Origin of the sequence: Anatilimnocola floriformis (assembly GCF_024256385.1) — a bacterium.
GTDB lineage: Bacteria > Planctomycetota > Planctomycetia > Pirellulales > Pirellulaceae > Anatilimnocola > Anatilimnocola floriformis.
This window is the reverse complement of record NZ_JAMLFW010000003.1, coordinates 146,540-159,302: the sequence shown is the minus strand read 5'-3', so window position 1 is coordinate 159,302 and position 12,763 is coordinate 146,540. Positions and strand designations below refer to the sequence as shown.

Annotated in this window: 13 protein-coding genes; 7 read left to right on the top strand and 6 right to left on the bottom strand. The window is 59.9% G+C overall.

Annotated elements, in window-relative coordinates; all coding sequences use genetic code 11:
* Nucleotides 1-85 precede the first annotated feature (85 nt).
* A complete protein-coding gene (nadA, locus tag M9Q49_RS33865) occupies nt 86-1,237 on the top strand; it encodes a quinolinate synthase NadA (RefSeq protein WP_254513764.1) in 1,152 nt (383 codons plus the stop codon).
* Nucleotides 1,238-1,252: 15 nt separating this feature from the next.
* Here the strand turns inward: nadA and M9Q49_RS33860 are convergent, their stop codons facing one another.
* Nucleotides 1,253-1,969: a (Fe-S)-binding protein gene (locus tag M9Q49_RS33860; protein ID WP_254513763.1), complete on the bottom strand. Its 717-nt coding sequence runs from the start codon at nt 1,967-1,969 to the stop codon at nt 1,253-1,255.
* 306 nt (nt 1,970-2,275) lie between these two features.
* Here M9Q49_RS33860 and M9Q49_RS33855 point away from each other — a divergent pair, with 306 nt between their 5' ends.
* Together M9Q49_RS33855 and M9Q49_RS33850 are read left to right on the top strand one after the other, a co-directional pair.
* Nucleotides 2,276-4,216, top strand: a complete 1,941-nt coding sequence (locus tag M9Q49_RS33855; protein ID WP_254513762.1) for a hypothetical protein — start codon at nt 2,276-2,278, stop codon at nt 4,214-4,216.
* Between the two features lie 136 nt (nt 4,217-4,352).
* Nucleotides 4,353-4,574, top strand: coding sequence for a hypothetical protein (locus M9Q49_RS33850; RefSeq protein WP_254513761.1), 222 nt, complete (start codon nt 4,353-4,355; stop codon nt 4,572-4,574).
* An 88-nt stretch (nt 4,575-4,662) separates the two neighbouring features.
* Here the strand turns inward: M9Q49_RS33850 and M9Q49_RS33845 are convergent, their stop codons facing one another.
* The 3 genes from M9Q49_RS33845 to ubiE form a co-directional block, all read right to left on the bottom strand.
* Nucleotides 4,663-5,049, bottom strand: coding sequence for a hypothetical protein (locus M9Q49_RS33845; protein ID WP_254513760.1), 387 nt, complete (start codon nt 5,047-5,049; stop codon nt 4,663-4,665).
* A gap of 88 nt (nt 5,050-5,137) precedes the next feature.
* A complete protein-coding gene (locus M9Q49_RS33840) occupies nt 5,138-5,755 on the bottom strand; it encodes a UbiX family flavin prenyltransferase (RefSeq protein ID WP_254513759.1) in 618 nt (205 codons plus the stop codon).
* A complete protein-coding gene (ubiE, locus tag M9Q49_RS33835) occupies nt 5,752-6,471 on the bottom strand; it encodes a bifunctional demethylmenaquinone methyltransferase/2-methoxy-6-polyprenyl-1,4-benzoquinol methylase UbiE (protein ID WP_254513758.1) in 720 nt (239 codons plus the stop codon). Before ubiE ends, M9Q49_RS33840 begins: the two co-directional genes overlap by 4 nt.
* 385 nt (nt 6,472-6,856) lie before the next feature.
* On the opposite strand from ubiE, the gene M9Q49_RS33830 reads away from it, so the two are divergent.
* Nucleotides 6,857-8,395 (top strand): MFS transporter, encoded by a 1,539-nt coding sequence (locus M9Q49_RS33830; protein WP_254513757.1) that lies wholly within the window; start codon nt 6,857-6,859, stop codon nt 8,393-8,395.
* On the opposite strand, the gene M9Q49_RS33825 is transcribed toward M9Q49_RS33830, so the two are convergent.
* Nucleotides 8,385-8,675 carry a hypothetical protein gene (locus M9Q49_RS33825; RefSeq protein WP_254513756.1) on the bottom strand — a complete coding sequence of 97 codons (291 nt, stop codon included), beginning with the start codon at nt 8,673-8,675 and terminating at the stop codon, nt 8,385-8,387. The genes M9Q49_RS33830 and M9Q49_RS33825 overlap by 11 nt on opposite strands.
* A gap of 33 nt (nt 8,676-8,708) precedes the next feature.
* Complete coding sequence (locus tag M9Q49_RS33820) at nt 8,709-9,458, bottom strand: sulfite exporter TauE/SafE family protein (protein ID WP_254513755.1); 750 nt, start codon at nt 9,456-9,458, stop codon at nt 8,709-8,711.
* A gap of 58 nt (nt 9,459-9,516) precedes the next feature.
* Between M9Q49_RS33820 and M9Q49_RS33815 the strand changes: the two genes are divergently transcribed.
* The 3 genes from M9Q49_RS33815 to M9Q49_RS33805 are packed head-to-tail and all read left to right on the top strand — an operon-like array spanning nt 9,517 to nt 12,682.
* Nucleotides 9,517-9,657: a hypothetical protein gene (locus M9Q49_RS33815; protein ID WP_254513754.1), complete on the top strand. Its 141-nt coding sequence runs from the start codon at nt 9,517-9,519 to the stop codon at nt 9,655-9,657.
* A gap of 26 nt (nt 9,658-9,683) precedes the next feature.
* Nucleotides 9,684-10,436: an ABC transporter ATP-binding protein gene (locus M9Q49_RS33810; protein ID WP_254513753.1), complete on the top strand. Its 753-nt coding sequence runs from the start codon at nt 9,684-9,686 to the stop codon at nt 10,434-10,436.
* On the top strand, nt 10,436-12,682 hold the full coding sequence (locus tag M9Q49_RS33805) for an ABC transporter permease subunit/CPBP intramembrane protease (protein WP_254513752.1): 2,247 nt from the start codon (nt 10,436-10,438) through the stop codon (nt 12,680-12,682). The genes M9Q49_RS33810 and M9Q49_RS33805 overlap by 1 nt, the downstream gene beginning before the upstream one ends.
* Nucleotides 12,683-12,763: the final 81 nt, after the last annotated feature.

Here is a 12,763-nt window from a genome sequence, read left to right as displayed (position 1 = left end):
ACGCACGCAGTACGTGAAATGGACGCGACACCGGCGCCTGCTGCGCAGACTTCGTGCGCGGCGAGTTCGGCGTTATAATGAACCGATGGAAACACTCATCCAAGCCCGGCTCGATAAGCTTTCGCCGGCATCGCTCAAGCCGTACAAGTCCCTCTCCAACGAAGAGCTCTCCGCGCGCATCGAAGCCGTGCGGAAGGAGTTTGGCCCGCGGCTGCTGATTCTCGGCCATCACTATCAGCAGGATGAGGTGATCGCTCACTCCGATCTGCGCGGCGATTCGTACCAGCTCAGCCAACTCGCCGCGGCCAGCAGCGACTGTCGCTACATCGTCTTCTGCGGTGTGCACTTTATGGCCGAGACGGCTGACATACTCGCCAATCGGCCCGAAAAGGTCGCTGAGCGCAAGGGCGAACGGGTGAAGGTGGTCCTCCCCGATCTTGGCGCCGGCTGCTCGATGGCAGACATGGCCGCCATCGATCAGGTCGAAGCGGCTTGGAAAGATCTGGGCGAAGTGATCGATACCAACGACATCACGCCGGTTACTTACATCAACAGCGCCGCCAGCCTCAAAGCCTTCTGCGGTCGTCATGGCGGCATCGTATGCACCAGCAGCAACGCCCGCGCAGTGCTCGAATGGGCTTACAAGCGAACCAGCCGCGTTTTCTTCTTTCCCGATCAGCATCTCGGGCGCAATACCGCGCTGCAAATGGGCATCACCAACGATCAGATGCCGGTCTGGGATCCGTATGAGCCCGAACTCGGCGGCAACAGCGAAGACGCCATCCGCCGCAGCAAAGTCGTCCTCTGGAAGGGGCACTGCAGTGTCCATCAGATGTTCAAAGCCGAGCACGTGGCGCTATTTCGCAAGCATCATCCAGGTATCAAGATTCTCGTCCATCCTGAATGCCCCCAGGAAGTGAACGATATCGCCGATATCAGCGGCAGCACTAGCAAGATCATCGACGTCGTCGAAAAAGCAGCCCCGGGAACGAAGTGGGCCATCGGCACCGAGCTCCACTTGGTGAACCGCCTCAAGCACGAACATCCTGAGCAGGAGATTCACTTTCTCTCGCCGGTGGTCTGTATGTGCGCGACGATGTACCGCATCGACCTCGCTCATCTTTGCTGGAGCCTCGAACGGCTCGCCGCCGGCGAACCGGTCAACATCATCGAGGTTGACGAGCAAACGAAAACGGAAAGCCTGGTCGCCTTGGCGCGAATGCTGGAAGTGAAATAGCGAGCCTGGCTCGCCTTATCGCCGTTCGAGCAATTCGGCCAAGTGCAGCACTTCGATCGTTTTCCCTTCGCGATGCAACCGTCCGCCGATATTCATCAGGCAGCCGGCATCGGTCGAAACGAGGCAATCGGCGCCGGTGGCGAGGACGCATTTCATTTTGTCGTCGACCATGTTGCCGCTCACGCCCGGATAGCGGACGGCGAAAGAACCACCAAAGCCGCAGCATTGGTCCTGATGGTGGAGCGGCATGAGTTCCGCGCCTTGCACGTTTTGAATCAATGTTTCGACCTCGGTCGTTTGCTTCAGCATTCGCAAGTGACAGGCGAAGTGATAGGCGACCTTGCCGGTGTACTTCGCGCCAACGTCGGTCACCTTCAGCTGATTCACCAGGAAGTCGCTGAGTTCAAACGTGCGGGCCGCAAGTTGCTGAGCCGCGGCGTGCCATTTTTCGTCGTGCTCGAGCAGGTGCGGATACTCGACCTTGACCATCGCGGCGCAACTGCCGCTCGGCACGACGACCACGTCGTCGCCTTGGAAAACTTCGATCGTGTGCTTCGCCTGCTCCCGCGCCAGATCAGCAAAGCCGCTGTTGTACATCGGCTGACCACAGCAGGTTTGCGCGCTGCGAAACTCCACTTCATGCCCCAGACGTCGCAGCAGTCTGACAGTTGCCATGCCTGCCGCAGGCCGCACGACGTCGCCCAGGCAGGTGATCATCAGCAGGATTTTCATGACGAGTAATCGGTTAGGGCGGCTGTGCGGAATTTGCAGAATCAGAGTGTAACCGACCGCGTGCAGGCTGTCCGTTCCTTGGCCAACGGGTAGCGGTCGCGCAGCAGCCGATGTGGATGACCGCCGCACGTCCGGCCTGCAATCTGCGTATTGCGAGATTTTCGGCTCAAGATACAAGCCCATGGCAGTTCACGGCTTGCGGTGACGTGCAAGATCGTCGCTCGGCTGCGGCATATCACTTGCTTTCTCAGAGGCGGGGGATGTTCTATGCGTGACGTCCCGTGAATTTTATTGAGGGAGGTCCCGATGAAACGATTCCTATTTTCCGCCGCCGCCATCGGCTTGAGCAGCTGGCTGTCAAACAGCTTGCTGGCTCAGGAAGAGTTGCCGCGCGAGCCCGTTCCAGCCGCAGCCGCCGACAAAGCGCCGCGCCTTGGCGATGAAGCCGAACCGCTCACTCGCGGGCCGGTGCACGAAGCGTTCGCGCAAGCAGTGACGCCCGCCGCTGAGAACGGCTTGACCATCAAAAAAGAACCGCCAGCCGCGATCGACGAGATCCCGCCGGCTCAGCGGCCCTCGGGCGACGACGTCGCCTGGATCCCTGGATACTGGGGCTGGGATGATGACCGTCAGGATTTCATTTGGATCAGCGGCATTTGGCGTGCAATGCCGCCAGGCCGCGAATGGGTGCCGGGCTACTGGGCCAAGGTAACCGACGGTTACCAATGGGTCTCCGGCTACTGGGCCGACCTGCGAACGGAAGAGGTCGAATACTTGCCGGCGCCTCCCGACACCGTCGACGCTGGGCCGAGCTCACCCGCACCGACCGGCAACGAAATCTGGATCCCTGGTACGTGGGTCTGGCAGCAAAACAAGTATTCCTGGCGGGCCGGCTATTGGTCGCAGGGTAATTCGCGCTGGTTGTGGACGAACGCTCATTACGTCTACACGCCGCGTGGATATCTGTACGTCAGCGGTTACTGGGACTTCCTGCCGCCGCAACGCGGTGTGTTGTTCACGCCCGTTTATTTCCGCAACGTGCCAGGCAACTATGTTTACACGCCGCGCATGATCGTGAACTCGGCCGGCCTGCTCGATAACTTGTTCCTCCGCCCGAACTATCGCCACTACTACTACGGCGATTACTATGCCTCGAGCTATCGTGGCCATGGCATCCTGCCGTACTTCGCCTTCAACGACAGCCGGCATGGCTTCGACTCGATCTACTCGTTCTATCGCTGGCAGAACCGCAACGACCGCAACTGGGATCGCCAGGTGCAGGATCGTTATCACGACCTGCGCGACAACGAAAAGGGTCGGCCGCCGCGCGACTTCGCCGCCTGGCGAGATTACCGCGATGGCAATGGCAAGACCAACAACAATCCGTTCCTGGTGAACTCGCTGCAAGACTACAGCAAGCTCAAGGGGCACGACCTGAAGTTCCGCGATATCGACGACAAGACCCGTCAATCGGCTGGTCAGCAGCTGAAGGACCTCGATTCCTATCGTCAGAACCGGATGAAGCAAGAAGCCGAAAAGGTTGCTCGTGGCGATGATAATCGCGGTGGCGATCGCGTCCGCTTGCTCAAGCCGCCGATTGGCGACGATCAGCCCAATGACAAGGCTAGCGATAAGCCGGCCGACAAGGCCAACGATAAGCCCACTCGCGAAGAGCGGACGGGGCGCGATGACCGACCGAATCGTGAAGATCGACCCGCCACGCCCCGTGCCGAGAACAAGGGCCCAGCCGGTGCTCGTGAATCCGATGGCACGGTGCCGCCGCGTGAAGCGCCGAAGGACAGCCGCGACCGTCCTGGCCCGCTGAACGACATCCGCGATAAGAAGGATCCCAAAGACGCAGCCGACCGCCCGAAGCCGGATCGCGATCGCACGGGGCCGTTGAACGACCTGCGCGACCAACCGAAGGATGCGCCGCGAGGTTCTGCGACTGGCGACCGTCCGAAGGCCGAAGCTCCGCGTCCTCGTGAAGTGCCAAAGGCGACGCCCGCTCCGCGCGATATTCCAAATGCCGCGCCGCCGCGTGACGTGCCGAAGGCTGCTCCTCCGCGGGAAGCCCCGAAGAGTGTCGCCCCTCCGCGCGAAGCTCCCAAAACGGCTCCGCCTCGGGAAGCGCCGCGGGCCAACCCCCAACCGCCCCGTGCCGAAGCTCCGCGTGGGAATCCCGGTGGTGGTAATCCAGGCGGTGGCAACCCCGGAGGTGGCGGTGGCAAAGGAAAACGCGATTAACTGAACTCAGCCGAGTTCAGCGACTGAGCCACGTAGACTGCGGACGACCAAGGCTCGATGGCCATGGAGGTTGCCCGCAGTTTTTTATTGAATATCGATCAAACGGAACAAACATCCTGTCAGAAAGAGGTGCCTTATGCGTCGCGGTGGAGTTCTTTTCCTATTGCTGATCATCGGCTTGATTGCCTTCAGCTTTTATCGGGGGTACCTGACCCTGAGCAGCCAGCAACAGCCGACCAACAACAACACCGAGATCAAACTGATCGTCGATCAAAACAAAGCCAAAGCCGACGTGCAACACGCTGGTGAAGAAGTGCGCAAGGCGACGGAAAAGATCGACCTCAAGCCGGGCGACTAATGTCAGCGTCGCCATAATGCTCCGCATGATGACAAGTGCAGCCCGCGCTCGGCTGATCGTCGACAAAACCACACAACCCCGTCATCAACTACTTCTCCCGGTAAGCATCCGGAGGAAAGGTGTAACGGGGGCGATTGTAGGGAGCGTTATCTTGCATGAACTGCACGATCGCTGCCGCCTCTTCTTCGGTCGGTTGACTGCGATCATCTTTCCACAGCGGGATCCGCTGCTCGCGATCGTAAATCTCGATGGGTGAAAACAAGAGCTGGCAGAGCTGCGGATTGGACGTGTAGTGATCGAGTCGACAACGGCAAGTCACTTCCCATCCCTGGCTGGCAGCGTGCACTGTGATGGGGCCGGAAAAATCCGCAACGAGTCGTCCTTCCGGTATCACTAACGCATAGTACGAGCGGATGTACACCCAGCTCAGCCAGCAAAGGGCAGCCAGGATCGCAATGCCGATAGCGATCCGCACGACTTTCTTTTGCGTTTTGACAACGGAAGACGATGAGACTGCGGGCGTCTTCTGAAAAACAGCAGGTGGTTCGTTCCGCTCTGGCACCTTAGTCGCCCCAACGTTTCATCAGCTGGTGTTCGATGCCGAGCTGATCGAGAATCCGCGCGACGATGAAATCAATCAAATCGTCGAGCGATCGCACACCGTGATACCAACCCGGCATGGCGGGGAGGATCACGGCGCCGGCCTCGGCGACTTTTTTCATGTTGTCGAGATAGACGAGCGACAACGGCGTTTCGCGCGGAACGAGAATGAGCTTCCGCTTTTCTTTTAAGTGCACATCGGCAGCGCGTTGAATGAGATTCTGACTGCTGCCGTGGGCGATGCCGCTGAGCGTTGAACCCGAGCAGGGGCACACCACCATTCCGCGAGTCAGAAACGAACCGCTCGCCACTGGTGCGAAGTAATCGCCGTGTTGATGGAAGTGCAACTTCCCTTTTAATTCACTGGCCGCGATATCAGGGAGTAACTGCGGCAGCGCGAAGGTATTTAGATCGACTTCGCGGTTGAGTTCCTGCCGAATGACCGCTTGGCCGCTGGGGCTGATCAGCAGATGAACCTCGTAACCGTCGCGAAGTAGCACTTCGAGCAACCGCGTCGCGTAGGGAGCACCACTCGCGCCGGTCATCGCAAGAACCAGCGGTGCGTCAACGGCAGCGCTCATTTCCGCCCCACATAGAGCGTGGCAATGCCGAAGGTCAGCGTGTAGTACCGCACATCCGAAAGTCCCGCCGCTTCCATCTTCGCCGCGAGTTCTTTCCCTTGCGGAAAAAGACCGACGCTCTGCGGCAGATATTCATAAGCGGCCGAGCTGTTTCGCGCGAGCATCTGGCCGATCCGTGGCAGCACGTTGCGGAAGTAGAAACCGTAAAAAGCTTTGAACGGCTGCCACGTCGGGGTGGAAAACTCGAGCACAGCGACTTGGCCGCCCGGTTTGCAGACGCGGGTCAGTTCTCGCAGGCCTTGATCAGTATCGGCGACATTTCGCAAGCCAAAGGCCACCGAGACCACGCTGAAGCGATCGCTCTCGAACGGCAGGTTCTGGGCATCGGCTTCGATAAACTCCAGCCGCTCCGGCGGGATCTTGGCACGGTCCCGCTTCTTCTCACCGATCTCCAGCATCTCGCCGCAGAAGTCCGACGCCACAATCGCCGACTCCCCCTTGGTGTAGCGATAAAAGGCGAGGGCCAGATCGCCGGTGCCGGTGCAAACATCGAGAATCGGCTCGCCGGGCGTCGGCTTGAGTTTGCGGACGGTAAACCATCGCCAGTACTTGTCGACGTTCATCGACAGCAGGTGGTTCATCCGGTCGTAATGCGGCGCGATCTCGCCAAACATGCGGCGAACGCGGGAACCGGATTTGTCGAGAGCTACGGACATGGTCGGGATAGTCGAGTTTGAAGTTGGCAGTTTGAAGTTCGAAGCTGCAGATGCGGGCATGCGTATTCTACATCGCTTCGGCGTAACGTCTCAGGGGTTGCTGTCGATACAGATAAAGGGGCTCACCTGCCGTTCCGTTCCCGCCGGAGCCGCGATGTAGAGTCGCGGACTGCCCGGCGGGACCACGTTTCGTGCGATGAATTGTGCTGAAATGCGGCGATTACTGAGGTTGCCGCCCCGAACATTTCTCAGTAATTGTGTCTCTCCTCTCCAGTCTCCTTACCGTTTGAATTAGAATCAATTAACCGCTAGCTCACCCCGGAACATGTCCCTCGCTCCGCCCCGCCGGTCCTTTGTCAGGTCGCTTACCCCGCCTGTTTCCGCAATGCCTGCCGCTCTCGCGCTCCCGTCGGCGAAGTCCGACGAGGCCGTGCGATCATCGCCACGCGCTGATATTTACGCCAGCATTGCTGACGCGGGCGGCTACTCGGTCATGGTCGGCATCGGCGAGACCTACATCGTCCCTTTTGCCCTCGCTGTCGGTGCTGGCAAAACGGCCGGCGGCCTGGCCGCAACCCTGCCGATGCTGGCAGGAGCGACGCTGCAACTGCTGTCGCCCATGCTAGTTCGGCGACTTGGTTCGCACCGCCTGTGGGTCGCGGGCTGCGTCTTTTTGCAAGCCATTGCGCTGCTGTTGTTGCCGATGGCGATCTGGCTCGCGCCGGAATCGCGTAACTCAAATGTTAGCGGCTTTCCGGCGTCGGTCTGCTGGATTTATCTCGCCGCGACGCTGTATTGGTTCTCCGGTTTGTCCGGCGGACCGGCTTGGAATACCTGGATCGAAACGATCATCCCCAAGCGCGTGCGGACGAAATTCTTTTCGTGTCGCACCCGTACCGGCCAAGCCTTCACGCTGCTCGGTTTTGCCAGCGGCGGACTTGCGCTACACTGGGCCAAGGGAAATGATTTGTTGCTGCCGGCATTTTGCGCGATCTTACTGACGGCAGCTGCAGCGCGAATCATCTCGGGCATCGCCTTGCTCTGGCAGAGCGAACCGCAGCGCGGCCGCATCAACGATCGCCCGGTGCCGATCCGGCAACTCTTTGCCTCGACCGCAAAAAACGGTGGCACGCTCGTGTGGTATCTGCTCGCCATGCAGGTAGCCGTGCAAATCAGCGGGCCGTACTTCAATCCCTATTTGATCCGCGACCAGGGCATTTCGTATTTCGATTACATGTTGATGATCGGCCTGGCCTTTGTCGGCAAGGTGCTGGCCACGCCCTTTTGGGGCCGCGTTGCTCAGCGGGCGGGGGCCAAGCGACTGCTGTGGATCGGCGGCATCGCGATCATTCCGGTCGCCAGCTTTTGGGTAATCAGCGATTGGTTTTCGGCCTGGCAATGGACCATGCCGTTCACACTGCCGGGCTCGACCGAGAATTGGGTCGTCAGCGGTGAGTTTCTTTACATCTGTGTCGTGCAATTGATTTCGGGCATCACCTGGGCCGCGTACGAGCTGGCCATGCTGCTGATGTTTTTCGAAGCCATTCCGCGGCAAGACCGCACCAGCATGCTCACGTTCTACAACTGGGGCAATGCAGCTGCGATGGTTATCGGCAGTTTTATCGGCGCCGGCGTTCTCGCGCTGATGCACGAGTCGCACACGGCGTTTCTCACCGTCTTCGGTTTGTCGTCGGTCTTCCGACTGATGACCGTGGGCATACTCTTCTGGGCGCCCGACTTGCGGCTGCAAAAAGTTCCACCCGTCACCACGCCGCTGGGAATCGGTCCCACTCCGGCTCAACTCAATCAGCCTGTTATGGTGACAATCGCTGACGTGCCGGAAGAAAAAGTGCTCACCGCTGATCGCGCTTTGCGCTTGGGCGTGAGAACTGGGACTCGCGAGAAATCCAAAGTCACTTCGTGATCGCAGCTCGTTCCCGAGAGTTTGGTTGGCTTTCGGGAAAGCTCTCCCAGGAGATGTTGTCGCGCTGCTCGTTCCAGATTTCATCCGCAGCGGGAGATTTCTTGGTATTGGACGCCAGTCCGCCGCCTTGCCAGTACACTGCGCTTCGGAGCTTCGCTATTGCGAGCGTTCTTTCGAGGATTACACGTGCCCGATACGCCCGCCATTGCTTCCACCCAAACGCCCCCAGCGGCCCGGCAATGAGCATTACGATCAGCAGTGTTCGCAGTGAGAATCGCATCGCTTCATCTTAACTGCGCCGCTGTGGTGATTGCTACGTTTTGAAGTACGGCGCCACGATCGCACTGACGGCGATCAAAATCAGCACCGCAACCGTCAGACGGCGGATGACGTGATCGGGCAGGTAGCTCGCGATTTTCAAACCGAGCAGCATGCCGAGGACGAGCGCGGGAATGGCGATCACGCCGAGCCAAAAGGCAATGACCACCGATTGGCCGATGAAGAGCCAGAGAAAAATTGCCTGCGGAATCATCCCCGTGGCGAAGAGGTAATATAGAAACGCCTTGGCCCGCTTGATCGGCCAACGATGGGCCATCACCCACAGCACCATCACCGGCCCGCCCATGCCGCAAAGGCCGAGCAAATATCCGCCGCCGAGAAAGGCCGCGATCTCCCAGCCCCAGTGCAGTTTGTCCTGCGGCGGCACGCTGAAGATCCACTGAATCGCCAGGATGGCGAGAATGATGCCGCCGACAACTTGTGAGGCCAGGCTTTCGCTCGCGCTGCCGACGCAGCGCAGCGTCCACACACCCAGCGGCAACGCCATGAAGCGCAGGATCGTCGGCATGACCGCGGCGCGATAGTCGATATCGCGCCGCAATCGCCACGCGCCGAGAAAGTTCTGCACGGTCGAGGCAATCATATTGATCGACACGGCTTCGGCCAGCGAAAAACCGGCGAGAATCAACAGCGGAATGGCAAACAGTCCGCCCGCAAAGCCTACGGCCCCCTGCACCACGCTGCTGGCGAGCAGGATCGCGAAGACCGTAAGATATTGAGCCACTTGGGAAATGCAGAAATAGGAAACCGAACGCAGAATGACGAAGTCAGGATACTCGACGATGGCTGCGCGACCAATCGGGATGATCGGCTTGCTGCCTGCCACGCCCGAAGAAATCCTGCAACGGGCCATCGCCCTGGGGTGGGGTGACGCGGATAATAGCGTGATCCTGTGTGCCTGCCAGTATCGGCCTGCCCCGTAAATTTATTGCTGCGAGTACGCAGTTTGATGATTACTGTTCACGAACTTACCAAGCGTTTTCCCAATCCGGGGCGCGATGTCCTGGCCGTCGATCGCCTCAGCCTCGCCGTCGCCCGCGGCGAAGTGTATGGCCTGCTCGGCGAGAACGGCGCTGGCAAAACGACCACGTTGCGGATCATCCTCGGTCTGCTCCTGCCGACCACTGGCTATACCGAGGTCGATGGCTTTCGCTCGGTCGAAGCCCCCGACGCCGTGAAGGCCCGCATTGGCCTGGTGAGCACCAGCGCCGGTTTATATCAATGGCTCACGCCGCGCGAGCTGTTGCTATTCTTTGCCGATCTCTATGGCGTGCCCGATGCCGAAGCAGCTCGCAATCTGGCCACGCTCACCGACCTGTTTGATCTCAGTAGCTTTTTGGATCGACGCAGTTCGACGCTCAGCACGGGGCAGAAGCAACGCGTGAATCTGGCTCGCGCCTTGATGCATGATCCGCCCGTGCTGTTGCTCGATGAACCAACACGCGGCCTCGATGTCCTTGGCAGCAAGGTTATTTTTGATTTCATCGCCGCGGCCCGCGGCCTCGGCAAAGCGGTGATCGTGAGCACGCACCGGCTCGACGAAGCCGAGCGCCTCTGCGATCGTTTTGGCTTGTTGCACAAAGGAAAGCTGATGCACGAAGGGACTCTCGCCGAACTGCGGGCCCGCACGGGCTGCGAGACGCTGACGGACATGTTCCTCAAGGGACTCTCTGCCGCCGAATTGCAGGGAGCGGCCAGCTGATGCCCGATTCTCCACCGGAAAAATCAACGACCAACTTCGGCCCGCGCCAATCGTGGGTCACGCGCGTCGTGCGACTCACGCGCAAAGAGCTGCGCGAAACTTTGCGCGATCGGCGGACCATTGTCACGCTGATCCTCATGCCGTTGATGCTCTATCCGCTGATCAGTATTGTCTTCATGCAGTTCATGTTTTTGAACGCAGGGCAAGCCGGCCCGAAAGAGATGCAGTGGAATATCGCGGTCCGCCGCGCGCAGGATTTCGATCGGCTGATGGAAGCTCTGCAAATCGGCGAAGCCTGGATGCGGAAGCGCGGCGAGTTGGCCGCCGCCACGCCGCCAGCCGACAGCGAGTCGGGCACCGCCGTTGCCTCGCCCTCGTTGACGCAAGCCGCCATCCGCGAGCCGAAGCTGAAAGAGCTGGCCGGGCAATTCGACGACAACATCAACAATCTCCATCAGATGCTGCGCGGGCCGGAGTCCTATGTCGATGCGGTTGTCTTGGTAACCGAGCCGACGGAAGGTGAAGGTAGCCGCGCCAACTTCGAAGTGATGTTTCGCCCGGCGAGCGCCTATGGCCGGGAGCTATCGAGATTCATCGAACGCCGGCTGCGCGCGGCCAATGAAGCGCTGCTCTATGCCGACCTGAAAGAACGTGGCGGCAGCGATCTGCCGCGCGTCACGGCCAAGCTCAAAGCCGTCGAAACTACCGACGAAACCATCCAAATCGCGACGCTCATTCCGCTGATCTTGATCCTGATGACGATGACCGGCGCGGTTTATCCAGCCATCGACTTGACGGCCGGTGAGCGCGAGCGCGGCACGCTCGAAGCGCTGATGGCCGCACCCGTGCCGCGGCTGGGATTGCTGATTGCCAAATATCTGGCTGTGCTGTGCGTCGCGCTGATGACAGCGGTCGTCAATCTCACGGCGATGACCATCACGCTGCAAGCGAGCAAGCTCGGTCAGGTGCTGCTCGGCCCGCAAGGCTTGCCGCTGAGCACTGTGTTTGCCGTCTTCGGCCTGCTGCTACTCTTCGCTGCGTTTTTCTCGGCGGTGATGCTGACCATCACCAGTTTTGCCCGCAGCTTTAAAGAGGCGCAAGCGTATTTGATTCCGCTGGTGCTCCTCTCGCTCGCGCCGGGATTCTTGAGCTTGCTGCCGGGACTCAAGCTCGATGGTTTTCTAGCCATCACACCGTTGGCCAATATCGTGCTGCTGTCGCGCGACTTGCTGCAAAGTAAAGCCGATCCCATCGCAGCTGCGACGGCGGTGATTACAACCGCTCTCTACGCGCTGGCTGCCCTCGCGCTGGCTGCAAAGATTTTCGGTAGCGACGCTGTCCTCTACGGCAGCGAAGGAAGTTGGACGGAACTTGTTCGCCGCCCAGCCGATTCCGAACCCACACCGACACTGGCTCAGGGAGCAACGGCCGTCGCCATTTTGTATCCCTGTTACTTTCTGGTCTCGGGTTTCATTGGGAACCTGCAAGAGAGTTCGTTGCAAACACAGCTGCTCGCGGCGGCGGCGGGAACGGCGGCGGTCTTTTTGCTCGTGCCGCTGCTGCTAACCTATTGGACAAACCGCCAGTTCCGCCCCACGTTGCAGCTGCGCGTGCCCTCGCCACTGGCGATCCTCGGCGGCTTGTTGCTGGGCCTCAGCCTGTGGCCGTTTGCGCACGAGCTGATTGTGATTTCGCAACAGATTGGGCTCTCGACGCTATCGCCTGAGCAACTCGCCGAACTCGTCTCGCGATTCGCCGAGCGGAGCGACCAGATGATGCACGTTCCCTTCGGTGTGATCTTGCTGTCGATGGCCGTCGCGCCGGCAGTTTGCGAGGAACTCTTTTTCCGCGGCTATTTCCAAACGGCGTTGCTCAACAAGCTTCCCTGGTGGGGCGCGATCTTGATTTCGGCCGCGGTCTTCGGCGTCTTTCACATCAGCGTCGGCGGCTTGGTGATTCTCGAACGAGTACTGTCGTCAGCCATGCTCGGCCTGTTGCTCGGCTGGGTCTGTTATCGCACTGGCAGCGTTTGGCCGGGAATGATCTTGCACGTCATCCACAACGGCCTAGTAGTTTCGCTGGCTCGCTACAAGGACGAAATCCAACAGCTCACCCTCGTGAAGCAACTCGGCTGGAACCCCGAGAACGCCACGCATCTGCCGGCAGGCCTGCTGATCCTCGCCGCCATCACGGCCGGCGCGGGCCTGACCTTTCTCGCCATCTCAAGCCGGCGGCGGTCGCAGTAGCTAGCAGCTCGCCAGGGACTTTACCGCCCGAATTCGGGGAAAAAAGAGTTGCAATCGCGGATTGGGGGGATACATTAATCC